The sequence below is a fragment of the Amycolatopsis albispora genome, assembly GCF_003312875.1.
Taxonomy (GTDB): domain Bacteria; phylum Actinomycetota; class Actinomycetes; order Mycobacteriales; family Pseudonocardiaceae; genus Amycolatopsis; species Amycolatopsis albispora.
Genome location: NZ_CP015163.1, coordinates 4,073,994 through 4,096,665, shown reverse-complemented (window position 1 = coordinate 4,096,665; position 22,672 = coordinate 4,073,994). Strand labels below are relative to the sequence as shown.

Sequence of the window (22,672 nt, the reverse complement as noted above, 5' to 3'; positions counted from 1 at the left end):
CCGGGGTCGTGAGTGCGCGGGGTCGGTTACCGGCCCCGCGCACTCACGAGTGCGGCAGGAGGCAGGCGGTGGTGCTCGGCGGACGGCCAGTCGAGCGGATCCGGGCCCAGCTCACGCAGTCCGGTCAGCTGCTCGCGGCACCACGGCGAAATCGGCTGGCTGCCGTCGTCGATCTCGCTGACCAGCCGGTCCCACTCGACCCAGCGGTAGGCGTCCACCTCGGCCGGGTCCGGCTCGGGCTCGCCGGTCACCTCGACCCGCCAGACCGGGCACTTCTCGTTCTCCACCACCCCGTCCATCTCCGCGCGGTACTGGAACTCCGGCAGCACCAGGTCGATGCCGACGCTGGTCAGGCCGAGTTCCTGGGACAGCCGCCGGATGATGCCGTCGGCCATGTCCTCACCGGGCGCGGGGTGCCCGCAGCAGCTGTTGGTCCACACCCCGGGAAAGGTGCGCTTGCGCAGCGCCCGGCGGGTCAGCAGGAACTGGCCGCGCTCGTTGAAGGCGTAGGCGGAAAAGGCCAGGTGCAACGGGGTTTCGGCGTGGTGCACGCCGGCCTTGTCGGCGACACCGATCGCGTGCCCCTGCTGGTCGAGGAGAACCACCTGCTCAGTCATGGGTTAGACACTAATCCGCGACCGGCGGCGGGCGGCAAGCCCGCGAAGGCGAATCACCCAGCGTGGCAGCGGTGGTCACCTACTCGTTCCAACGGTGCTCACCCTGCGGGGTCGAGGCCGAGCCGGGAGATCCACTGCGCCGAGGTGACCACCGCGCTGACGAAGTCGGCGACCCGCTCCTCGCTGAACCGGGTGGTCGGCCCGCCGATGGCCAGCGCGGCGATGATCCGGCCCTCACGATCGACCACCGGCGCGGCGACCCCGGAGGCACCGAACTCGCGCTCACCGTGGCTCACCGCGTGCCCGTCGATCGCCGCCAGCCCCGCCTGCTTGCGCAGCTCGTCCGCGAACTCCTTGCCGTGCGGGGAAAGCGCCGCGACCCGATCGACCACAGTGGACTCGACGCCGATCAGCAGCACCTTGCTCGCCGCCCCGGCCCACAACGGCAGCTCGTCCCCGACGCGGACCACGTGCCGGATGTGCTGCGGGCCTTCGTGCTGCGCCACGCACACCCGTGCGGTGCTGCTGCGGACGTAGATGTTGACCGTCTCGCCGCACTGCGTGGCCAGCTCGCGCATCACCTGGCGGACCGGCTCGGACAGCTGCCAGGCGGACTGCCCGAGCTTCGCCCAGCGCAGCAGGCCAGGGCCGACGGTGACCTGGCCGTCCTCGCGGGTCCACAGCAGGCCACGCTGCTCACAGGTGGTGACCAGCCGGATCACCGTGGTCTTGGCCAGCCCGCTGGCCTCGGTCAGCTCGCGGATGCTCCACCACCGGCGGTGCTCGGTGAACAGGCCGAGCAGGTCGAGCGCGCGCAGCACGGCGCGCACGCCGCCTTCGTCACCGTCCATGCCGCCTCCGCCCCTTCACGAGAGGCGCGAAGGTATCACCTAACGCGGCTCCAGTTCGACGATCACCCACTGCCCGTCCTGCTTTTCCGCGGTCACCGTCAGCTGGGAGGCGGCCGCGCTGGTCGAGCTGTTGTCGGCCCTGGTGGCGGACTGGTCCAGGAACACCAGCAGCCGCGCGCGGTCCCCGGACAGCGACTGCACCGCCGAGCTGACCACCCGGGTGGTGAGCACCAGCTTCTGCTGCGGCGCGAGCGCGCGCACCTGACCGAAGAGCTGGTTGTAGGTCTCCAGCGCCCGCCCGCGCAACGCGGTGGCGGCGGCCTGCTCGGTCACCTCCGTTTTGTCGTAGGAGTAGGAGAAGATCCGGTTGAGGGAGTTGGTGACCGCCGAGTTCACCTCGGCCGTGGCGCCGGTGTCGACCAGGGCGGAGTTCGACGCCGAATCCGCGGAGCGCAGGGAGACGGCCTGCCAGGTGAAGAAGCCGCCCAGCAAGGCCAGCACCACCGCCGCCACGATCAGGTACCGGGGCAGTGGCGACGGCGCTTCACCCTCTGCGACGGCCTCGGCCTCAGCGTCCGCAGCGCCCTCGGCCTCAGCGTCCTCGGCCTCAGCGGCCTCGACCTCGGCGTGCTCGGCGGCTTCGGCAGGTTCGGCGGCTTCGGCCTCGGCTGGATCGATGTCAGCGTGCTCGGCGGCCTCGGTGTCTTCGGCAGCCCTGGCCCTGGCCCCGGCCTCGGTGGTGGTCATCTCGCGTTCCTCCTCAGCCGGCACCGATGGGCACCTGGTCCATGGCACTGACCTTCCAGCCCGACTCGGTCCTGGTCAGCTGCGCCGAGAACCGGTTCCGCTTGGTCGACGTGGCCGCGCCCTCCTTCGCCACGGTGATCTCCACCGAAGCCAGCAGCCTGGCCGTGCCCGCGTGGTCGTCGAGCGAGTTCACCGCCGCGTCCAGCACCTTGCCGGTGGCCACGGTCCCGCCTTCACGCAGCGACTTCCGGGTGGCCTCGTCGGTGCGCGCCAGCTCGTCGTGCAGCTGGCCGGTGGACACCTCCAGCCAGCGGTTGATGCCCTCGTCCACGCGGTGGTGGTCCAGGCTGTTCAGCTCGGCGATCTGCGTGCGGCCCGCGGCGAGCGCGTCGTCGCGGGACTGGGCGTAGGACAGGTGGTCGTCCATCGCGGCGCTCACCCACAGCCAGCCGGAAACCCCGGCGAAGACCACCGCGGCCACCAGCACGCCGACCGCCAGCTTCAGTTTGGCAGCCACAGCAAATCCTCCATGTCCGTGGAAACCTGCGGCAGCGACGGCGTGCTCAACGGCCCCGGCAGCGCCGAGCCCGGTACCGCGACCGGCGGCACCCCGCCCTTCGGCGCGTTCTGCGAGCCACGCACCGAACTCGCCGAGCCCTTCGGCAGCGTGCACGCGGCCTCGGTGTTCATCGGCAGCGGAGCCAGCTCCAGCGGCGTCCGCCGCTGCGTGCCCTCGTAACCCTGCTTGCACACCGGCGGGTCCACCAGCTTCGTCACGATCGACAGGTCCCCGCTGACCGGGTCGATGGAGGTCGACGTGGCCGCCACCGCCTTCGGAATGGTGGCGAACAGCTCCTCCATGCCCGCGGTCCTGGTGGCGAACACGTCCGCGGTGGTCAGCAGGTTCGCCAGCAGGATGGACAGCGACGGGTCGGTGTCCTCGAGCAGCCCGCTGATCTGCGTGGCGGCCTGCGGCGCCGTGCCGATCAGCGCACGCAGGTCACCGTCGGCGCTGGCCAGCTCACCGGCGAAGAGCTTCGCGTTGCTGGAGAACGACTTCCACGCGTCGCTCGAGTCCAGCTGCGTCTGGAGCACGGTCGTGCCGTCGGTGAGCAGCTCCTGCGTCTGCGGCAGGTGCGCCGCCGCGGTCTTGGTGAACGCGGTCGAGGAGTCCAGCAGCACCTGCAGATCCGGCCCGGCGCCGTGGAAGGCGTCGTAGAACTCGTCGACCACCGTGCGCAGCGCGTCCGTCGGCACCGAGGCGTTGAGCGAGCTGAGGTTGGCCAGCAGGTCCTGCACCGGCAGCGGCACCCTGGCCGACTCCATCGGGATCGACGAGCCGTCTTCGAGGAACGGCCCGTCGCCGGTGCGCGGCTGCAGGTCGACGTACTGCTCGCCGACCGCCGAGCGGTTGCTCACCACGGCCGCCGAGTTCACCGGGATCGGCGGCGCCGAACCGTCGATGCGCAGGTCGACCTCCATGCCCTCGTCGGTCAGCCGCAGTTCGCCGACCCGCCCGACGGCCACCCCGCGATAGGTCACCTCGCCGTTGGTGAACACTCCGCCGCCGTCCGCGAGCCGCAGCGACACCACGTACCCGCTGCCGCCGAACAACTGCCCCAGCCCGGCGTACTTGCCGCCGATGAACGCCACCGCGGACAGCGCCACCACCACGAACGCCAGCACCTGCACCCGGACCCTGGTGGTCAGCATCAGTTGCCTCCGAGCGTCTGCACGTCACCGCTCGCGGGCAGCGGCAGCACCGGGCCGTCCGGCGGCAGTTCCACGCCGTCACCGGGTGCCATCGTGACGAAGATGTTCATGTAGTCGCCCTTCACCGCGTCCAGCACCGGATCGGTGAACGGGAAGGTCGGCAGGATCTCCAGCGAGTTCGGCAGGTCCTGCCCGGCGTCGGCGAGCCGCTCCAGAATGGGCGCGAGCGCGCGGAGGTCGGCGACCATGTCGTCCTTGCTGCGGTTGATGGTGTCGATGGCCACGGTGGACAGCTCGTCGAGCGAGCGCAGCATGGAGACCAGCGACTCCCGCTGCTCGGCGAGCGTGGCCAGGCCGGGCGTGAGGTTCGACAGCGCGCCGTCGATCTGCTCGTCGCGGTCGGCGAGCGTGGCCGAGAGCTGGTTCAGCCCGTCCAGCGCGGCGGTGATGTCCCCGGAGTGCGCGTCCAGGTTCGTCACCAGTTCGTCCACAGTGGACAGGAAGGTGCGGATCTCCGGCTCGTTGCCGTCGAGCACCTTGGTCAGCTCCTGGTTGATGGTCTGCAGCTGGCTGATGCCACCGCCGTTGAGCAGCAGCGAAAGCGCGCCGAAGACCTCCTCGAACTCGGGGTTCCGGTTGGTCCGGTCGACCCCGATCACCGCGCCGTCGGCCAGCGCGCCGACCGCGTGCTCCGGCGCCGCCAGCTCGACGAACTTCTCGCCGAGCAGGCTCGACTGGCGCAGCCGGGCCAGGCTGTTGCCGGGCAGCGCCACGTCGCCGTTGACCGCGACCACCGCCTCGGCGGTCCAGCCGTCGGCACCCAGCCGGATCGTCTCCACCCGGCCGACCGGCACGTCGTTGACCTTCACCGAGGCCTGCGGCACCAGGTCCAGCACGTCGGCGAACTGCACGGTGACGCGGTACGGGTGGTCGCCGAGATCGGCGCCGCCGGGCAGCGGCAGGTCGTAGACGCCCTTGAACCCGTCACCGGAGCACGCCGTGGTCAGCAGCGCGCTCGCCAGCACCACACCCAGCCAGCGCCGCCTCATCCCGCACCTCCAGGCACGTACACCGGACCGGACGCGGGCAACGGCAGGCTCGGTGCGGACGACGGCACCGGCGCGCCGTCGGGCAGCGCCTCCATACCCGGTGGCACGCTCACCTTCTTCGGGTTCAGGTACTCGTCCAGGAAGGCGCGGCCCTGCAGGGTGCCGGAATCCGCGTCGAAGGCACCGAGCAGGTTGCTCGCCGCCAGCGGCAGCGTGTCCAGCGTCTCGGCCAGCCCCGCGCGCTGGTCCACCAGCACCTGCGTGGTCTGGCTCAGCTTGTCCACATTGGACTTGATGGCGGCGCGGTTGTCGCGGATGAACGCCTGCACCTCACCGAGCGCCGAGCCCAGCGCGGTGAGCGCGCCGGAAAGCTCCTCGCGATCGGCCGACAGCGTCTGCCACACCCTGGCCAGCTGCTGGTTCACCGTCTCCACGTCGTTGTCGTTGGCCGCCAGCATGTCGGTGAACTTGCCGAGCTGGTCCAGCGTGCCGAACAGGTCGTCCTTCGAATCGGCCAGCGTGCGCGCCAGGTCGGCGAAGTTGCGGATGTTCTCGTTGATCGCCTTGCCGTTGCCGTCCAGGTTCGCCGCGCCCGTCTCGAGCAGCTGCGACAGCGCGCCGTCGGAGTTCGCGCCCTTCGGCCCGAGCGAGGTGGCCAGGTCGTTCAGGCTGGCGTACAGCTCGTCCAGTTCCACCGGCGTGCCGGTGCGCTCGACGCCGATCACCGTGCCGTCGGTCAGCCGCGCCTCGCCCCGGCGCGCCACCGTGGAGAACTGCACGTACCGGTCGGACACCACGCTCGGCGCCACCACCAGCGCCTTGGTGCCCGCCGCGACCGGCGCCTGCCCGTCCACGCTGAGCGTGACCTCCACGTGCTCGCCGACCGGGGTCACCGTCTCCACCTGCCCGATCCGCACACCCAGCAGGCGCACGTCGGAACCGGTGTACACGCCGACCGCGCGCGGGAAGAGCGCGGTGATCCGCTTGCTGCCGTCACCGGAGAAGATCCACCACAGCGCACCGGCCACCACCAGCGCCGTCACCACCAGCACGGTGGCGATCCGGGCGGCCCGCAGGCCCGCTCTCGTGCTGATCATTTCCCACCCCCGGCCGCCTGCGGTGGCAGGCACGGCTCCCGGTTCTCCGGGACCAGCTCGCAGATGTAGTTGTCCACCCAGCGCCCGTTGCCCATGGTGTTGTTCACCATCCGGAAGTAGGGACCGGCGATCTCCAGGCTGGCCTTGATGTTCTCGGTGTGCCGCTGCAGCACGCCGGTGACCTTGTCCAGCTTCTCCAGCGCGCCGGAGAGCTGGCCCTGGTTGTCCTTGACCAGCCCGGACAGCTGCCTGCCCAGTTCCTGCGCGCCGACCAGCAGCTGGTGGATCGACTCGCGCCGCCGGTCCAGCTCGGCCAGCAGCAGGTTGCCGTCGTCGATCAGGGTCTGGAACTCCTCCCCGGACTCGGCCAGCGAATCCGCCACCGACCGGGCGTTCCGGAGCAGCTCGGCCAGCTCATCGTCCCGCGAGGACACCGTCTTCGACAGCGAGGTCAGCCCGTCGAGCGCGGTCCGGACGTGGCTGGGGGAGTCCTTGAAGGTCTCCGACAGGGTTCGGAAGCTGGTCGCCAGCTGGTTCGTGTCGATCGCGTCGATGGTGTTCGACAGCCCGTTGAAGGCGTCGGTCACGTCGTACGGCGTGACCGTGCGGTCGCGGCCGATCGGTGTCTCCGGGTCCTGCTCGCCGTCACCGATCGGGTACAGCGACAGGAACTTCCGGCCGAGCAGGGTCTTGATCTTGATCCCGGCGGAGGTCTGGTTGCCGATCCAGGTGTCCTCCACCCGGAAGCTGACCAGCACGTGGTCCTCGTCCAGCTCGACCTCGGTGACCTCGCCGACCTTGATCCCGGCCACCCGCACCTCGTCGTTCTCCTGCAGCCCGGCCGCCTCGCCGAACTCGGCCTGGTAGGTGGTGCCGCCGCCGACGATCGGCAGTTCCTCGTAGTAGAAGGTGGCCGCGGTGATCGCGGCGATCGCCAGCGAACCGGCGATGCCCAGGGTGAACGGGTTGCGCTCGCGGAAGGAGGTCATCCCTGGCACCTCGCTTCGCCGGACCGGTAGCCGATCGGTGGATCCGTGGTCAGCACCGCTTCACACAGGTAGAAGTTCAGCCACGAGCCGTAGGTGCCGGTGCGCCCGACCGCTTCGAGCTTCTTCGGCAGCAGCTCGAAGAACTGGTCCAGCTCGCCCTCCTGCGCGGCGAGATTGCCGGAGACGTTGCCCAGTTCGGCGATGGTCTCCTTCAGCGGCGGCCTGGCCACCTCGAACAGCCCGGCGGTGGCGTCGGACAGGTCCGCCACGCCCTGCACGGCTTCCCCGATCGCGGTCCGGTCCTCGGCCAGCCCGGAGACCAGCTGCTGCAGCGTGCCGACCACCTGGGAGAGCCGGTCGCCCTTGCTGTTGATGGTCCGGAGCACCGAGTTCAGGTTCGTGATCACCTCGCCGATCACCTGGTCCCGGCTGGCCAGCGTGCTGGTCAGCGCGCCGGTGTGCATGAGCAGGCTCTCCACCGTGCTGCCCTCGCCCTGCAGCACCTGCACGATCTCACCGGAGAGCTGGTTCACGTCGGTCGGCGACAACGCCTGGAACAGCGGCTTGAACCCGTTGAACAGGTCCGTCAGGTCCAGCGCCGGCGTGGTGCGCTCCAGCGGGATCTCGTCGCCGGGCACCATCGGCTCGGCGCCGGGCAGCTTCCCGCGTTCGAGCGCGATGTACCGCTGGCCGACCATGTTGCGGTACTTGATGGTGGCGCGGAGATCCGACGGGAGCTGGCGGCCGCGGTCCACCGAGAAGGTCACCTGCGCGATGTGCTGGTCCACCACCTTCAGCTCCTCGACCTGGCCCACCCGCACCCCGGAGATCCGGATGTCGTCACCGGCGTTGAGCGCGGTCGCGTCGGTGAACCGGGCGCGGTAGAGGTCGCCCTCGCCCACGCCGGTGTTGGCGATGGACAACGCGAGCAGCGTGGTGGCGAGCGTGGTCACCAGGATGAACAGCAGGCCCTTGACCAGCGGTGCGCCGAAGTTCCTCATCGAAGGGTCACCTCCGTGCCCCGGTAGAGCGGTCCGACCAGCACGCTGCTCCACGGCGCCACGTCACCGGGTGCCACGCCGATCTGCGGCGCCACCAGCGTCGAAATCAGCTCGCGTTCCTGCGGTGAGTTCGGCAGCCCCAGCTCACCGGAGGCGCCGGGCAGCAGCGGGTGCGCCGGGCTGCCGGTCGGCGCCGCGGTGGTCCCGGTGGTCGGCGCGACCCCGCTCGGGTAGCACTTCGGGCCACCGCCCGCGGTGTAGGCCGGGTCGTCGACGCCCGGCAGGTAACCACCGCGGTCCTCGGTCACCGACGCGGTCACGTGCATGCCGGGCTCGTCGGTACCGGCCCCGAGCACCTTGTCCATGGCGGGCTTGAGATCGGTCATCGCCTTGAGCGTGCAGGGAAAACTGGGGGAGTACGCGGCGGCGAGTTCGAGCGACTCGCGGCTGTCCACGGCGAGCCGGATGATGTTTTCCTTGTTGTTCCGCAGGAACGTGGTCACGTCCTGCGAGGAGTCGGTGACCTGGCCGTAGAGCGCGCCGAGGTCCGGCTTCTTCTCCGCGACCGTCTGCAGGGTCACCGCGCTGTCGGTGAGCGAGTCCAGCAGGTCGGGCGCGATGTCGCCGTAGAGCTTGCTGACGTCGGCCAGGTCGCGGATGTTCTCGTTCAGCTCCGGCAGGCTCGGGTTGAACCGCTCCAGGTAGTCGGCGGCGGTCACCAGCGTGTCGCCGAGCTGGTCACCGCGGTCGCGCAGGGCGGTGGACACCGCGGTCAGCGTGGTGGACAGCTTCTGCGGCTGCACCGCCTTGAGCACCGGCAGCAGGTCGTCGTAGACCTTCTCCAGCTCGATCGCGTTCGCCGAGCGGTCCTGGCTGATCACGTCGCCCTCGGCGATCCGCGGCCCGCGTGGCTCGGGAATGGACAGCTGCACGTACCGCTCGCCGAACAGGGTCTTCGGGATGAGCAGCGCGGAGACGTTCTTCGGCAGCTTCTCCGACTTGTCCGGGTCCAGTGCGAGCGTGATCTCCGCTCCGCTCGCACTGGACCGGATCTCACGCACCTCGCCGACGACCACGCCGCGCGCCTTGACCTCCGACGCGACGTGGAGCTGGTTGCCCACCCGGTCGGTCTTCAGGGTGACCGACACCGAGGAGACGAACTCCTTGCGGTAGATGGCGACCGACAGCGAGACGAACGCGAGCATGGCGGCCAGGAAGAAGACCCCGGCCGTGCGCCGCACGTACTTCTGCCTGCGTTCCTTTCTCATCCGGCCACCTTCACCGTCGTGGTGGCGCCCCAGATGGCGAGGCTGAGGAAGAAGTCGAGCAGGCTCACCGCGACGATCGCGGTCCGCACCGCGCGGCCGACGGCCACGCCGACCCCGGCCGGGCCGCCGCTGGCGCGGTAGCCGTAGTAGCAGTGCGACAGCACCACGATCACGCTGAACACGAGCACCTTGAGGAACGACCAGAGCACGTCGATCGGGGGCAGGAACAGCTGGAAGTAGTGGTCGTAGGTGCCGGCCGACTGGCCGAAGAACCAGATGGTCACCTGCCGCGAGGCCACGTACGAGGTGAGCAGGCCGATCGCGTAGAGCGGGATGATCGCCAGGAAACCCGCCACGATCCGGGTGGCCACCAGGTACGGGATGCTCGGCACGCCCATCACCTCGAGCGCGTCGATCTCCTCGGAGATGCGCATCGCGCCGAGCTGGGCGGTGAAGCCGCAGCCGACCGTCGCCGACAACGCGATGCCCGCCACCAGCGGCGCGATCTCGCGGGTGTTGAAGTAGGCGGAGATGAACCCGGCGAAGGCCGAGGTGCCGACCTGGTTCAGCGCCGAGTAACCCTGGATGCCGACCACCGCGCCGGTGAACACGGTCATCCCGACCATCACGCCGATCGTGCCGCCGATCACCGCCAGCGCCCCGCTGCCGAAGCTGACCTCGGCCAGCAGGCGGACGATCTCCTTGCTGTAGCGGAAGATCGCGCGCGGGGTCCAGGCCAGCGCCTTGAGGTAGAACAGCACCTGGTCGCCCAGGGTGTCCAGGAAGCCGAACCGCCGGTCGATCGCGCGGCCGGCGCGCCGCACCCGCGTGTCGGGCGGGAACCCGGTCTCGGTCATCACATCCCCTTCGGCGGCACCAGCTGCAGGTACAGCGAGCTGAGCACCAGGTTCATCAGGAACAGCAGCAGGAAGGTGATGACCACCGACTGGTTCACCGCGTCGCCGACGCCCTTCGGCCCGGCCTTGGGGTTGAGCCCGCGGTAGGCCGCCACGATCCCGGCCACGAACCCGAACAGCAGCGCCTTGATCTCGCTGATCCACAGGTCGGGGAGCTGGGCGAGCGCGGAGAAGCTGGCCAGGTAGGCACCGGGCGTGCCGTCCTGCATGAGCACGTTGAACACGTAACCGCCGAGCACGCCGACCACGCTGACCAGGCCGTTGAGGAACACCGCCACCGCCATCGCGGCGAGCACGCGGGGCACGATCAGCCGCTGCACCGGGGAGACGCCGAGCACCTCCATGGCGTCGATCTCCTCGCGGATGGTGCGCGAGCCGAGGTCGGCGCACATCGCCGAGCCACCGGCGCCGGCGATCAGCAGCGCGGTGACCACCGGGCTGGCCTGCTGGATGATCGCCAGCACGCTGGCCGCGCCGGTGAACGACTGCGCGCCGATCTGCGTGGTCAGCGAGCCGAGGTGCAGGGCGATGACCGCGCCGAACGGGATGGAGACCAGCGCGGTGGGCAGGATCGAGACGCTGGCGATGAACCAGAACTGCTGCACCAGCTCGCGGAACTGGAACGGCCGCTTGAAGATGGACCGCGCCACGTCCAGGCCGAGCGCGTAGAGCCTGCCGGTCTCCCGGACCGCGCCAGCGCCGGGAAACGAGCGGGTCTTCGTGCTCATTCCGGCACCTTTCGGCTGCTGTGACCAGGGTTACTGACCAGTACGCTAACTACGGGCCTGGCGGTCGACAAGCGATCCGCAAGATCGGCTGATTACGGTCCTGACAAGGCGTTTTTCCTTGTGCGCCAGTGACAAATCCGCCGTCGGGGAGCTGTCCGAAAGTGAGCAAGACCCGGCGCGGGGTGGCAAACGGAGCAGTGCGCGGGCATCCTGGAGGGGCCGCCCCGGGTGCGCCCGGGTGCTTCCGGGCCCGCCCCGGCGGCGCTCGAGTGGCTCTCGACGGCCGGTGCGGGCTGCCCGCACCACCTCCGAGCAGGCAAGATCGCGTTAGGGGACCCCCCTTTTCGGGGCCTGTTCGCGGGCATGTAATGTTCTCTTCGTCGCCAGGGAGACCGGGCGGACAGCGAGAAACAAAACTTCGTGTGTTGCTTGAGAACTCAACAGTGTGCTAGTGAACTAAGCCAGTAGAGCTTATATTGAAACCCCCTCGTCGGGGTTTCCTTTGAGGAATACTAGATAGTAGTCTAGATCAAATTCATTGTTGGAGAGTTTGATCCTGGCTCAGGACGAACGCTGGCGGCGTGCTTAACACATGCAAGTCGAACGATGAAGCCCTTTCGGGGGTGGATTAGTGGCGAACGGGTGAGTAACACGTGGGTAATCTGCCCTGTACTTTGGGATAAGCCCTGGAAACGGGGTCTAATACCGGATAGGACCGCGCATCGCATGGTGTGTGGTGGAAAGCTCCGGCGGTACGGGATGAACCCGCGGCCTATCAGCTTGTTGGTGGGGTGATGGCCTACCAAGGCGACGACGGGTAGCCGGCCTGAGAGGGCGACCGGCCACACTGGGACTGAGACACGGCCCAGACTCCTACGGGAGGCAGCAGTGGGGAATATTGCACAATGGGCGCAAGCCTGATGCAGCGACGCCGCGTGAGGGATGACGGCCTTCGGGTTGTAAACCTCTTTCGACAGGGACGAAGCGCAAGTGACGGTACCTGTAGAAGAAGCACCGGCTAACTACGTGCCAGCAGCCGCGGTAATACGTAGGGTGCGAGCGTTGTCCGGAATTATTGGGCGTAAAGAGCTCGTAGGCGGTTTGTCGCGTCGGCCGTGAAAACTGGAGGCTTAACCTTCAGCTTGCGGTCGATACGGGCAGACTTGAGTTCGGTAGGGGAGACTGGAATTCCTGGTGTAGCGGTGAAATGCGCAGATATCAGGAGGAACACCGGTGGCGAAGGCGGGTCTCTGGGCCGATACTGACGCTGAGGAGCGAAAGCGTGGGGAGCGAACAGGATTAGATACCCTGGTAGTCCACGCTGTAAACGTTGGGCGCTAGGTGTGGGCGACATTCCACGTTGTCCGTGCCGTAGCTAACGCATTAAGCGCCCCGCCTGGGGAGTACGGCCGCAAGGCTAAAACTCAAAGGAATTGACGGGGGCCCGCACAAGCGGCGGAGCATGTGGATTAATTCGATGCAACGCGAAGAACCTTACCTGGGCTTGACATGCACTGGAAACCGGCAGAGATGTCGGCCCCCTTGTGGCCGGTGTACAGGTGGTGCATGGCTGTCGTCAGCTCGTGTCGTGAGATGTTGGGTTAAGTCCCGCAACGAGCGCAACCCTTATCCTATGTTGCCAGCGGTTCGGCCGGGGACTCGTGGGAGACTGCCGGGGTCAACTCGGAGGAAGGTGGGGATGACGTCAAGTCATCATGCCCCTTATGTCCAGGGCTTCACACATGCTACAATGGCTGGTACAGAGGGCTGCGATACCGTGAGGTGGAGCGAATCCCTTAAAGCCGGTCTCAGTTCGGATCGCAGTCTGCAACTCGACTGCGTGAAGTCGGAGTCGCTAGTAATCGCAGATCAGCAACGCTGCGGTGAATACGTTCCCGGGCCTTGTACACACCGCCCGTCACGTCATGAAAGTCGGTAACACCCGAAGCCCATGGCCCAACCCCTTGTGGGAGGGAGTGGTCGAAGGTGGGACTGGCGATTGGGACGAAGTCGTAACAAGGTAGCCGTACCGGAAGGTGCGGCTGGATCACCTCCTTTCTAAGGAGCAACACATCCCAGCCCACGGGCTGGGAGTGGCCAGGGTTCAAGTGCCGAATGTGTACTTGCCGTGGTTGCTCAAGGAATTGTGGAACTACTGGTTATGGTCGATGGTCGGGTTGTCGGCGGTTGAGTACTGCTTCCTTCGGGGGGCGTGGAAATGCCGGGTGGTGGCTTGGGCAGAGGTTGTTTGCTGGCACGCTGTTGGGTCCTGAGGCAGCACGCTGGTGTTGTTTCTGGTGTGGTGTTTGAGAACTGTAGAGTGGATGCGAGCATCTTTGTGGTCAAGTTGTTAAGAGCACATGGTGGATGTCTAGGCATCAGGAGCCGATGAAGGACGTGGGAGGCTGCGATAAGCCTCGGGGAGCTGTCAACCGAGCTGAGATCCGAGGGTGTCCGAATGGGGAAACCCAGCACCAGTTATGTGGTGTTACCCGCCGTTGAATATATAGACGGTGTGGAGGGAACGCGGGGAAGTGAAACATCTCAGTACCCGTAGGAAGAGAAAACAACCGTGATTCCGTGAGTAGTGGCGAGCGAAAGCGGATGAGGCTAAACCGTGCGCATGTCAAGCTGTCAGGCGTTGTGTGTGCGGTGTTGTGGGACCTGTCTTCCAGGAACTGACATTTCTGGCATGATGCTGCATGGTTAGTGGAATCACCTGGGATGGTGGACCGGAGTGGGTGAGAGTCCCGTACGCGAAAACTGTGTTGGTGTTGTGTGATGGTGTTCCCGAGTAGCAGCGAGCTCGTGGAATTTGCTGTGAATCTGCCGGGACCACCCGGTAAGCCTAAATACTTCCTGGTGACCGATAGCGGACTAGTACCGTGAGGGAAAGATGAAAAGTACCCCGGGAGGGGAGTGAAAGAGTACCTGAAACCGTGTGCTTACAAGCCGTCAGAGCCTTGTGAAGGGTGATGGCGTGCCTTTTGAAGAATGAGCCTGCGAGTTAGTGCTGCGTGGCGAGGTTAACCCGTGTGGGGTAGCCGTAGCGAAAGCGAGTCTGAATAGGGCGTCTGTAGTCGCGTGGTCTAGACCCGAAGCGGAGTGATCTACCCATGGCCAGGGTGAAGCGCCGGTAAGACGGTGTGGAGGCCCGAACCCACTTAGGTTGAAAACTGAGGGGATGAGCTGTGGGTAGGGGTGAAAGGCCAATCAAACTCCGTGATAGCTGGTTCTCCCCGAAATGCATTTAGGTGCAGCGTCGTATGTTTCCCATCCGGGGTAGAGCTACTGGATGGCCTAGGGGCCTTACCGGGTTACCGAAGTCAACCAAACTCCGAATACGGGTGGGTGAGAGTGCGGCAGTGAGACGGCGGGGGATAAGCTTCGTCGTCGAGAGGGAAACAGCCCAGAACACCAGCTAAGGCCCCTAAGTGTGTGCTCAGTGGGAAAGGATGTGGGATTGCCCAGACAACCAGGAGGTTGGCTTAGAAGCAGCCATCCTTGAAAGAGTGCGTAATAGCTCACTGGTCAAGTGGTCCTGCGCCGACAATGTAGCGGGGCTTAAGCACATCGCCGAAGCTGTGTCATTGACACAATAGATCCGCTTCGCTCTTCGGAGCGTTGTGTAGTCGTGTTGATGGGTAGGGGAGCGTCCTGCATCCAGGGAAGCCGCGGTGTGAACCAGCGGTGGAGGGTGTGGGAGTGAGAATGCAGGCATGAGTAGCGAATGCAGAGTGAGAAACTCTGCCGCCGGATGACCAAGGGTTCCTGGGCCAGGCTAATCCGCCCAGGGTAAGTCGGGACCTAAGGCGAGGCCGACAGGCGTAGTCGATGGACAACGGGTTGATATTCCCGTACCCGAGCATGTGCGTCCCTGATGAGGCAGTTGATACTAACCACCCAAAGCTGTTGTTGGATCCTTCGGGTGAAGACTTCAGTGGAGCGTGGGGCCTGATTCTGTAGTAGTCAAGTGATGGGGTGACGCAGGAAGGTAGCTCCGCCAGTGAATGGTAGTACTGGTGTAAGCGTGTAGCCCGGAGTGTAGGTAAATCCGCACTCCGTGAAGGGTGAGACGTGATGCGTAGCCGATTGAGGTGAAGTAGAGTGATCCTATGCTGCCGAGAAAAGCCTCTAGCGAGTGCGTGCACGGCCCGTACCCCAAACCAACACAGGTGGTCAGGTAGAGAATACTAAGGCGATCGGGTGAACTGTGGTTAAGGAACTCGGCAAAATGCCCCCGTAACTTCGGGAGAAGGGGGGCCAAACACCTTGAAGTCCCTTGCGGGCTAGGGGTGGGTGGCCGCAGAGACCAGCGGAAAGCGACTGTTTACTAAAAACACAGGTCCGTGCGAAGAAGTAATTCGATGTATACGGACTGACGCCTGCCCGGTGCTGGAACGTTAAGAGGACCGGTTAACTCCCTTTGGGGGGTGAAGCTGAGAATTTAAGCGCCAGTAAACGGCGGTGGTAACTATAACCATCCTAAGGTAGCGAAATTCCTTGTCGGGTAAGTTCCGACCTGCACGAATGGCGTAACGACTTTCCGGCTGTCTCAACCACAGGCCCGGCGAAATTGCATTACGAGTAAAGATGCTCGTTACGCGCGGCAGGACGGAAAGACCCCGGGACCTTTACTATAGTTTGGTATTGGTTTTCGGTTCGGTTTGTGTAGGATAGGTGGGAGACTGTGAAGCCTTCACGCTAGTGGGGGTGGAGTCGTTGTTGAAATACCACTCTGGCCGGATTGGGAATCTGAACCTACGCCCATGATCTGGGTGAGGGACAGTGCCTGATGGGTAGTTTAACTGGGGCGGTTGCCTCCTAAAGGGTAACGGAGGCGCCCAAAGGTTCCCTCAGCCTGGTTGGCAATCAGGTGTTGAGTGTAAGTGCACAAGGGAGCTTGACTGTGAGACTGACGGGTCGAGCAGGGACGAAAGTCGGGACTAGTGATCCGGCACCTCCTGGTGGAAGGGGTGTCGCTCAACGGATAAAAGGTACCCCGGGGATAACAGGCTGATCTTGCCCAAGAGTCCATATCGACGGCATGGTTTGGCACCTCGATGTCGGCTCGTCGCATCCTGGGGCCGGAGTAGGTCCCAAGGGTTGGGCTGTTCGCCCATTAAAGCGGCACGCGAGCTGGGTTTAGAACGTCGTGAGACAGTTCGGTCCCTATCCGCCGCGCGCGTAGGATACTTGCGGAAGGCTGTCCCTAGTACGAGAGGACCGGGACGGACGAACCTCTGGTATGCCAGTTGTCACGCCAGTGGCATGGCTGGTTGGCTACGTTCGGAAGGGATAACCGCTGAAGGCATCTAAGCGGGAAGCCTGTTCCTAGATGAGGTATCCCACCCCTTTGTGGGTTAAGGCCCCCAAGAGACGATTGGGTTGATAGGCCAGAAATGGAAGCGCAGTAATGTGTGGAGTTGACTGGTACTAATAGGTCGAGGACTTGCTACAAAGGTGCTTCGCATCCACTCTACGGTGTCTGAGACACCACACCAGAAACGTTTGAGCAGCATTGTGTGTTGTTTCGTAGTGTTTCGGTGGTTATAGCGGCGGGGAAACGCCCGGTCCCATTCCGAACCCGGAAGCTAAGCCTGCCAGCGCCGATGGTACTGCACTCGAAGGGGTGTGGGAGAGTAGGACGCCGCCGAACTTAACTTGATGAGGTAGACGGGTGGGGCCCGAGCCAGGACATGGCTCGGGCCCCACCCTTTTTCATGCCCGCAGCCAGAAGGCCGGAGTCCCCCGCCCTTCTTTTGTGTCAGGAGGAAGGCTCAGGTCCCCTTTGTGCCCGAAGCAGCAGGGCTGGGTGCTTCCGGCCGCCGTTTTTTCGTGCCCGAAGGAGCTCCGCTTCCTTTTGTGCTCGACGCAGGGGCTGGTGGCCTCTGGTCCCGTTTTTGCTGTCTGGCACAGGGCTGGGATCTCGCCTGCCTTGGGTCCGCGGTCAAGCTTGGGTCCGCGGTCAAGGCAGCGTGCGAGCCCACCGGGGCCAGGCCGCGCAGGCCGAGCCGCGCAGGGCCGAGCTGGGTAGGCCGAGCTGGGCAGGCCGAGCTGGGCAGGCCGAGCCGCTGAGCTGCCGGGTCGCCGCCTCGCCGAGGGGCGCGAGTGGCGCCGAGGGTGCTGCGGCGCCCCGGGTTCCGGATTCTGGGGACCGGTCGTCGAAGAGGGGCCGGGCGTCGAAGAGGGGCCGGTCGTCGAAGAGGGGCCGGGCGTCGGGGAGGGGCGGGCGAAGGCGGGGCCTGCGACCGCATTCGTGATCGGGGCGGAGTCGTGCGAGTGTGCCGGCCGCCCAGGTGACTCGGCAAAGACGTATCGCGGTGACAATTTCCGGGGGCGCATTTGTCGGGAAGTGAGCAAAGAATGGGTGTGGCAATTTTGGTGGCTTGTATCCCGCCGGTCCCCAGAACTAGCATACTCGTCAGTAAGTTGCACTTCCGCCGACCCCCGAACAGAGGAATTGCGATGTCGAAAATGTTGTCCAGGTTCCGCAGACCGGCCGCGGTGATGGCCATGGTGATGGCCGTTTTCGGCGCCGGGGTACTGGCCGCGGCGCCCGCGTCGGCGGCCACGATCAAGGTTCGCTACCCGGTCTCCGGCGAGTCGGTGGTGAAGAAGACCGGCAGCCCCCTCGCGCTCGGGCCCGGCACCCTGGACACCACCGTGACCACCAAGCCCGGCGGCGGCGACGTCTCCGGCGTGCTCACCATCCCGCCCGCCAAGGCCTCCTTCGAGGTCTTCGGCTTCATCCCGGTCAAGGCCACCGTCACCGTCATCCCCACCGGCCCGGTCACCGGCGAGATCAAGCAGGGCGTCATCACCACCCACGCCGACGCCTACATCCAGCTCAGCGACATCTGGGTGGCCGGCGTTTTCTACACCCCGGTCGGAAACGAGTGCAAGACGCAGACCCCGGTCGGCATGGACCTCAAGTCCGAAGGTGACTTCACCATTTTCAACGGCGGCACCGTCTCCGGCACCTACACCATTCCCGAGTTCAAGAACTGCACCATTTTCGCCCCGTTGCTCAGCTCGCTGGTGTCCGGCCCGGACAACACCATCAAGCTGGTCCTCGGCAAGGCCTCCTCGCTGCCCTGATCACCAAACCTGATCACCACGAAGCAGAAGGCCCGCCATCCCGAACCGGGACGGCGGGCCTTTCCGCGTGCGGCCTACTTGCCGACCGTCTTCAGCACCAGCGTGACCTGGTTGCCGGGGCCGGACACCAGCCCGGTGATGATCGGCGAGATGTCCTCCTCCACCCCGCACCCGCTGAACGGCGGAATGGTGAACGACCGCTGCGACTCCAGCGGCGCGTCCGGATGGGTGCCGATGGTGCCGCCGGCGGTCACCAGGTACTGCCCCCACAGGTCCAGCGAAACCTTGCCGGTGCGGCAGTCCGGGCCCACGTCGTACGGCACGCCGTTGATCTCCACGTCACTGATCCGCAGGATCACCTCGGTGTGCGCGAACAGCATGCTGTCCGGCTTCGGGAAGGTGCCCTCGGTGAAGGTGAGCTTGCCGTTCGCGTCGTTCGCGGGCAGGAACTCCGCCATCCCGGTCACCGGCAGGAAGTCGAAGGCGTAGAACGGCGTCTTCGCCTTCGGCAGCGCCACGTCACCGCGGATGCCCGGCGGATTGATGTACTGCCCGCCGTTGACCATCATGCCCGGGCCCAGCACCACCTTCGCGCCGGTTTTCGCCACGGTCGACTCGCCGTTGATGTACTGCGCGGTGAGCGGGAACAGCGGTGCGGCCATGATCCCCGGCCCCGCTTCGGCGGCCTGCATGCCCGGAGCGGAAGGCATTCCCGGCAACAACGCGCCGTCCGATCCCGGCGCGCCCGGCATCCCGGGCAGCGGGGGAGCGCCCGGTGCGCCCGGCTCTGGCTCGCCGGGCAGCAGCACGGCCACCGCGCCCAGCAGGAAGTCCTGTTCGGGAGCCGGTTCGCAGACCGCTTCGACGAGCACCTCGGTGCCCATGGTGCCCTCGGCCGGGTGCGTGGTCAGCGTGATCGACGGCGGCCCGACGGAAATGGTGAGCGAGCCCGCCGCGTTGGTCTGCCAGACCGGGGCGGTGCCAGTCGACTTCACCGTCAGCGCGCCGGTTTCCGGCACCGGCGTCGCGGGCACCGGCAGCTCGGTGCTCACCGTTTCGGGCTTCGCGTCCTGCACGCCGAGCAGGTTCGTGGTGACCGTGCCCTCGATCGATGCGGGCGCGCCGAGCGCGGGCCACAGCGCCTCGGGCAGGACCAGCTCGGCGTTCAGCGCCCCCGCGGCGACCGGCTCCCCGACCAGCACCGAGGTGGGCAGCGTGGTGTCGATGGTCAGGCCGACCGGCAGCGGTTCGGTCGTGCCGAACGCGCACTGGTAGGTCAGCGCCAGCGACACCGGGACGTGCTCCGCCGGTGCGTCGGGTGCTTCCGGGGCGGCGGAACCCGCGCCGGTCAGCCCGCTGGTCAGCCCGGCGGCGAGCAGCGCGACGGCCGCTCCGGTGCCGAGCCGTTCCCGGAGTTCTTTCTGTGCCATGCGCCGTTCCTTCGCCGGAATGCCGGGGTGCCGGAAGGCCGGAAACTCCGGCCACGCGTCGGGGGCGTGGCCGGAGCACCGGGGGAAACTACCTGTTGCGGTGAAATCAGCCGATCGTCAGCGACGGCGAGAACGCCGTGTCCTGACCTTCGTTGAGCGTGCAGTTGAAGGATTCCGGGCCCTGCCATTCGGGGGTGGCATTGGTGTAGTGGAAGTCCAGCGACGCCGAGAAGGTCTGGCCGAGCGACGCGGTCAGCGTCTGCCCGCTCGCCCCCGCGGTGATCGCGGGCACCACCGTGTTCGGCCCCTGGACCGCGTTGACCGGGAAGGCCGCGTCGGGGTCGGGCACGAACTGCTCCGGCACGTCGAGGCCGGTCACGTTGACCGTGCTCGGGGTCCCGTTGGTCACGTCCACGCTGGCGTCGGCGGTGCCGCGGACACCGTCGATGCCGCCCAGGTAGTACAGCGCGCTGACCACGTCGGCAGGCACGGTGGCCACCGCGGTCACGGTGTGGGCCTGGAAGGTGCCTCCCGCCGAGATCGCGTCCGGGCCCTGGAAGGTGGCCGTGACGTCGAGGAGGTTCTCGCCGATCAGCGGGTAGTTGCAGGTGTAGGACAGCGTGGTGGTGGTGCTGTACGCCTGGTCGGCCAGTGCGGTACCGGCGCCGGCCACGGTCAGGCCGAGCACCATGCTCGTGGTCGCCATACCGGCGAAGAGTCTGCCGAATCGTCGTGACATAAGCGATAATCTCCTCAGTCGTTCTGCTGGTCCGCGTAAAACGGGCACGGCGGCTGCTCGCCGATTCTTCGGCGGCCGAGTAAAGTGGAGATCGATCCCGGGGTAGAGCTGATACCGGACGGCGGAGCCCCCTTTTTACACCGTCCGTTCTCGGGTTACCCGCTAGTAGATTACGAGCGTGTGTCCTGGCGAATCAAGAGGGCGCAAGGAATCCAGGGCAAACTCGGCTCCTGTATCGGTGAATTTGTCACCTCCGCCGGATCGGCCGCCCCGGCTTTGTCACCAGCGTATGAAAAATGACCCCGGTAACCGCGACGGACCGTGTTCGGCGTGGTCCTGTCGTAAAGTTCGACTGTCTTCTACGCATGCCGCGTTCGGGCGAACGGCCGCAGGTGATGGTCCGGAGGAACAATGCGGAAATCGGCTTCGCTCGTGGTGGGCGCGCTGGGAGCGGGGCTGTTGCTGGCCGGCGCGCTGACCGCGGTGTCGGTGGAACCCGAGCCCGCGCCGCCCGCGCCACCACCGGCCACCGAGTCGTCCGCGTCGTCCGAGCCCGCGCCGCCGGTCGAGGCCGCCGCGGCAGCGGACGGCACCGGCGGGGTCATCGCCTGGGGCAACGGCATCTGGCAGCAGCGGCCGGTGCCCGCCGGGCTCACCGCCGGGGTCGCGGAAGTGCGCGTCGGTGGCGTGCACGCGCTCGCGCGCAAGGCGGACGGCACCGTGGTCGCCTGGGGCAACAACATCTACGGGCAGACCACCGTGCCCGCCGAGGCGCAGGGCGCCAGCGCGCTCGCGGCCGGGTGGGGGCACAGCCTCGCGCTCAAGAACGGTGGTGTCGTCGCCTGGGGCAACGACTGGTTCGGGCAGCTGAAGGTCCCCGACGCGGCAAAGTCCGGTGTCACCGCCATCTCTTCCTACGGCTTCCACAACCTCGCGCTCAAGCAGGGCGGGCAGGTGGTCAGCTGGGGACTGCGTGACGACGTGCCGCCGGAAGCGAAGTCCGGCGTGAGCGCGATTTCCGTCGGCGGCGACCACAACCTGGCGCTGAAGAACGGCGGGGTCATCGCCTGGGGCGGCAACGACTGGGGTCAGCTCGACGTGCCGGCCGCGGCGAAGTCCGGGGTCACCGCGATCTCCGCGGGCTGGGACCACAACCTCGCGCTCAAGTCCGACGGCACGGTGATCGCCTGGGGCAACAACGAGTACAAGCAGGCCACCGTGCCCGCCACGGCCACCGGCGTGACCGCGATCGCGGCGGGCTGGACGCACAGCGTCGCGCTGCTGTCCACCGGCAAGGTGATCGCCTGGGGCTGGAGCAACAGCAGCGCGATCGCGGTGCCCGCGGCGGCGGGATCGGGCGTGTTCGCGATCGCCGCCGCCGACCGGTTCAACCTCGTGCTGAAGTGACCAGCTCGTAGGAGCGCTTCCGGTCCTCTTCGCCGTGGACCATGGTGGTGATCATCAGCTCGTCCGCGTCGGTGTCCTCGAGCAGGGCTTCCAGGCCCTTGCGCACGGTCTCCGGCGAGCCGAGCACGGTGGTGCCGAGCCGTTCCTCGACGAACATGTTGTCGACGTCGGTGTACGGGTAGGCGGCGGCTTCCTCCGGCGTGGGCAGCGGGATCGGCCGCCCGCGGCGCAGGCTGAGGAAGGTCAGCGCGCTCGGCCCGGCCAGGTAGCGCGCGTGCTCGTCGGTGTCCGCGGCGAGCACGGAGACACCCAGCATCACGTACGGCTTGTCGAGCACCTCGGACGGCTGGAACGACTCGCGGTACAGGCGCACCGCGGGGATCGTGTTCTGCGCGCTGAAGTGGTGCGCGAAGCTGAACGGCAGCCCGAGCGCGCCGGCGAGCTGGGCGCTGAACCCGCTCGAACCGAGCAGCCACACCGGCACCTTGTACCCCTCCGCGGGGAACGCGCGCACGGCGCGGCCCTCACCCGGCTCGAAGTAGCCGCGCAGTTCCTGGAGCTTCTGCGGGAAGTCGTCGGCGGACAGCCCGGCGGGCCCGCGCAGCGCGAGCGCGGTGCGCTGGTCGGTGCCCGGCGCGCGGCCGATGCCCAGGTCGATGCGCCCGGGGTGGAAGGCCTCGAGCATGCCGAACTGCTCGGCGATCACCAGCGGCGCGTGGTTGGGCAGCATGATGCCGCCGGAGCCGACGCGGATGCGCTCGGTGGCGGTGGCGATGTGGCTCATCAGCACCGAGGTGGCCGAGCTGGCGATGCCCGGCATGTTGTGGTGCTCGGCCACCCAGTAGCGGTGGTAGCCGAGGCGCTCGGTGAACTTGGCCAGCTCGACGCTGCTCTCCAGCGCGGCCCGCGCGTCCGATCCGCTGACGATCGGCGCCAGGTCGAGCACGGACAGGGGCACTTCAGACAGGGAACTCACGCCTGGGTTGAACGCGCGCGGGCCCCGAAACCTTCCCTGCGG

Annotated in this window: 17 protein-coding genes and 3 rRNA genes; 5 read left to right on the top strand and 15 right to left on the bottom strand. The window is 66.8% G+C overall.

All coding sequences use genetic code 11. The annotated features are described in order from the left end of the window. Positions 1–26: 26 nt before the first annotated feature. The 12 genes from idi to A4R43_RS19010 form a co-directional block, all read right to left on the bottom strand. The gene (idi, locus tag A4R43_RS19070; protein WP_113693572.1) at positions 27–617 is read right to left on the bottom strand and encodes an isopentenyl-diphosphate Delta-isomerase; all 591 of its coding nucleotides are present in this window, start codon (positions 615–617) and stop codon (positions 27–29) included. Between the two features lie 98 nt (positions 618–715). Then, positions 716–1,468, bottom strand: a complete 753-nt coding sequence (locus A4R43_RS19065) for an IclR family transcriptional regulator (RefSeq protein ID WP_113693571.1) — start codon at positions 1,466–1,468, stop codon at positions 716–718. Between the two features lie 39 nt (positions 1,469–1,507). After that, a complete protein-coding gene (locus A4R43_RS19060) occupies positions 1,508–2,215 on the bottom strand; it encodes a hypothetical protein (RefSeq protein ID WP_236809119.1) in 708 nt (235 codons plus the stop codon). 13 nt (positions 2,216–2,228) lie between these two features. Further along, positions 2,229–2,732 carry a hypothetical protein gene (locus A4R43_RS19050; RefSeq protein WP_113693570.1) on the bottom strand — a complete coding sequence of 168 codons (504 nt, stop codon included), beginning with the start codon at positions 2,730–2,732 and terminating at the stop codon, positions 2,229–2,231. Beyond that, positions 2,717–3,928, bottom strand: a complete 1,212-nt coding sequence (locus A4R43_RS19045; protein WP_113693569.1) for an MCE family protein — start codon at positions 3,926–3,928, stop codon at positions 2,717–2,719. The genes A4R43_RS19050 and A4R43_RS19045 overlap by 16 nt, the downstream gene beginning before the upstream one ends. Next, positions 3,928–4,977: an MCE family protein gene (locus A4R43_RS19040; RefSeq protein WP_113693568.1), complete on the bottom strand. Its 1,050-nt coding sequence runs from the start codon at positions 4,975–4,977 to the stop codon at positions 3,928–3,930. The genes A4R43_RS19045 and A4R43_RS19040 overlap by 1 nt, the downstream gene beginning before the upstream one ends. After that, entirely contained in the window at positions 4,974–6,074 is a 1,101-nt protein-coding gene (locus A4R43_RS19035) for an MCE family protein (RefSeq protein WP_113693567.1), read from the bottom strand. The genes A4R43_RS19040 and A4R43_RS19035 overlap by 4 nt, the downstream gene beginning before the upstream one ends. After that, complete coding sequence (locus tag A4R43_RS19030; protein WP_113693566.1) at positions 6,071–7,063, bottom strand: MCE family protein; 993 nt, start codon at positions 7,061–7,063, stop codon at positions 6,071–6,073. Before A4R43_RS19030 ends, A4R43_RS19035 begins: the two co-directional genes overlap by 4 nt. Next, entirely contained in the window at positions 7,060–8,064 is a 1,005-nt protein-coding gene (locus tag A4R43_RS19025; RefSeq protein ID WP_113693565.1) for an MCE family protein, read from the bottom strand. The genes A4R43_RS19030 and A4R43_RS19025 overlap by 4 nt, the downstream gene beginning before the upstream one ends. Further along, the gene (locus tag A4R43_RS19020; protein ID WP_113693564.1) at positions 8,061–9,332 is read right to left on the bottom strand and encodes an MCE family protein; all 1,272 of its coding nucleotides are present in this window, start codon (positions 9,330–9,332) and stop codon (positions 8,061–8,063) included. Before A4R43_RS19020 ends, A4R43_RS19025 begins: the two co-directional genes overlap by 4 nt. Then, positions 9,329–10,189 carry an MlaE family ABC transporter permease gene (locus A4R43_RS19015; protein WP_113693563.1) on the bottom strand — a complete coding sequence of 287 codons (861 nt, stop codon included), beginning with the start codon at positions 10,187–10,189 and terminating at the stop codon, positions 9,329–9,331. Before A4R43_RS19015 ends, A4R43_RS19020 begins: the two co-directional genes overlap by 4 nt. Continuing rightward, positions 10,189–10,977 (bottom strand): MlaE family ABC transporter permease, encoded by a 789-nt coding sequence (locus tag A4R43_RS19010; protein ID WP_113693562.1) that lies wholly within the window; start codon positions 10,975–10,977, stop codon positions 10,189–10,191. Before A4R43_RS19010 ends, A4R43_RS19015 begins: the two co-directional genes overlap by 1 nt. 538 nt (positions 10,978–11,515) lie before the next feature. Here A4R43_RS19010 and A4R43_RS19005 point away from each other — a divergent pair. The 4 genes from A4R43_RS19005 (at position 11,516) to A4R43_RS18990 (ending at position 18,078) form a co-directional block, all read left to right on the top strand. Beyond that, a 16S ribosomal RNA gene (locus tag A4R43_RS19005) occupies positions 11,516–13,035 on the top strand. Positions 13,036–13,317: 282 nt separating this feature from the next. Beyond that, positions 13,318–16,437, top strand: a 23S ribosomal RNA gene (locus A4R43_RS19000). An 82-nt stretch (positions 16,438–16,519) separates the two neighbouring features. Beyond that, positions 16,520–16,636 (top strand): 5S ribosomal RNA (rrf, locus tag A4R43_RS18995). Together the 16S, 23S and 5S rRNA genes form the textbook arrangement of a ribosomal RNA operon. An 809-nt stretch (positions 16,637–17,445) precedes the next feature. Beyond that, positions 17,446–18,078, top strand: coding sequence for a hypothetical protein (locus A4R43_RS18990; protein ID WP_236809118.1), 633 nt, complete (start codon positions 17,446–17,448; stop codon positions 18,076–18,078). Between the two features lie 74 nt (positions 18,079–18,152). Here the strand turns inward: A4R43_RS18990 and A4R43_RS18985 are convergent, their stop codons facing one another. Both A4R43_RS18985 and A4R43_RS18980 read right to left on the bottom strand, forming a co-directional pair. After that, positions 18,153–19,508: a DUF6801 domain-containing protein gene (locus tag A4R43_RS18985; protein ID WP_113693561.1), complete on the bottom strand. Its 1,356-nt coding sequence runs from the start codon at positions 19,506–19,508 to the stop codon at positions 18,153–18,155. A gap of 106 nt (positions 19,509–19,614) precedes the next feature. Then, entirely contained in the window at positions 19,615–20,214 is a 600-nt protein-coding gene (locus A4R43_RS18980; RefSeq protein WP_113693560.1) for a DUF6801 domain-containing protein, read from the bottom strand. Between the two features lie 444 nt (positions 20,215–20,658). Between A4R43_RS18980 and A4R43_RS18975 the strand changes: the two genes are divergently transcribed. After that, positions 20,659–21,654 carry an RCC1 domain-containing protein gene (locus A4R43_RS18975; RefSeq protein WP_113693559.1) on the top strand — a complete coding sequence of 332 codons (996 nt, stop codon included), beginning with the start codon at positions 20,659–20,661 and terminating at the stop codon, positions 21,652–21,654. Here A4R43_RS18975 and A4R43_RS18970 read toward each other — a convergent pair. Then, a complete protein-coding gene (locus A4R43_RS18970; protein WP_418190832.1) occupies positions 21,635–22,612 on the bottom strand; it encodes an LLM class flavin-dependent oxidoreductase in 978 nt (325 codons plus the stop codon). The two genes, A4R43_RS18975 and A4R43_RS18970, sit on opposite strands and share 20 nt — an antisense overlap. Positions 22,613–22,672 lie beyond the last annotated feature (60 nt).

Excerpts from the sequence above, each read along its gene's own strand:
- A4R43_RS19010 (WP_113693562.1), bottom strand. The coding sequence starts at position 10,977 with ATGAGCACGAAGACCCGCTCGTTTCCCGGCGCTGGCGCGGTCCGGGAG.
- A4R43_RS19030 (WP_113693566.1), bottom strand. The coding sequence starts at position 7,063 with ATGACCTCCTTCCGCGAGCGCAACCCGTTCACCCTGGGCATCGCCGGT.
- A4R43_RS18980 (WP_113693560.1), bottom strand. The coding sequence starts at position 20,214 with ATGGCGACCACGAGCATGGTGCTCGGCCTGACCGTGGCCGGCGCCGGT.
- A4R43_RS19040 (WP_113693568.1), bottom strand. The coding sequence starts at position 4,977 with ATGAGGCGGCGCTGGCTGGGTGTGGTGCTGGCGAGCGCGCTGCTGACC.
- A4R43_RS18990 (WP_236809118.1), top strand. The coding sequence starts at position 17,446 with ATGTCGAAAATGTTGTCCAGGTTCCGCAGACCGGCCGCGGTGATGGCC.
- A4R43_RS19035 (WP_113693567.1), bottom strand. The coding sequence starts at position 6,074 with ATGATCAGCACGAGAGCGGGCCTGCGGGCCGCCCGGATCGCCACCGTG.
- A4R43_RS18975 (WP_113693559.1), top strand. The coding sequence starts at position 20,659 with ATGCGGAAATCGGCTTCGCTCGTGGTGGGCGCGCTGGGAGCGGGGCTG.
- A4R43_RS19065 (WP_113693571.1), bottom strand. The coding sequence starts at position 1,468 with ATGGACGGTGACGAAGGCGGCGTGCGCGCCGTGCTGCGCGCGCTCGAC.
- A4R43_RS19025 (WP_113693565.1), bottom strand. The coding sequence starts at position 8,064 with ATGAGGAACTTCGGCGCACCGCTGGTCAAGGGCCTGCTGTTCATCCTG.
- A4R43_RS19020 (WP_113693564.1), bottom strand. The coding sequence starts at position 9,332 with ATGAGAAAGGAACGCAGGCAGAAGTACGTGCGGCGCACGGCCGGGGTC.
- A4R43_RS18985 (WP_113693561.1), bottom strand. The coding sequence starts at position 19,508 with ATGGCACAGAAAGAACTCCGGGAACGGCTCGGCACCGGAGCGGCCGTC.
- A4R43_RS19015 (WP_113693563.1), bottom strand. The coding sequence starts at position 10,189 with ATGACCGAGACCGGGTTCCCGCCCGACACGCGGGTGCGGCGCGCCGGC.
- A4R43_RS19045 (WP_113693569.1), bottom strand. The coding sequence starts at position 3,928 with ATGCTGACCACCAGGGTCCGGGTGCAGGTGCTGGCGTTCGTGGTGGTG.
- idi (WP_113693572.1), bottom strand. The coding sequence starts at position 617 with ATGACTGAGCAGGTGGTTCTCCTCGACCAGCAGGGGCACGCGATCGGT.
- A4R43_RS19060 (WP_236809119.1), bottom strand. The coding sequence starts at position 2,215 with ATGACCACCACCGAGGCCGGGGCCAGGGCCAGGGCTGCCGAAGACACC.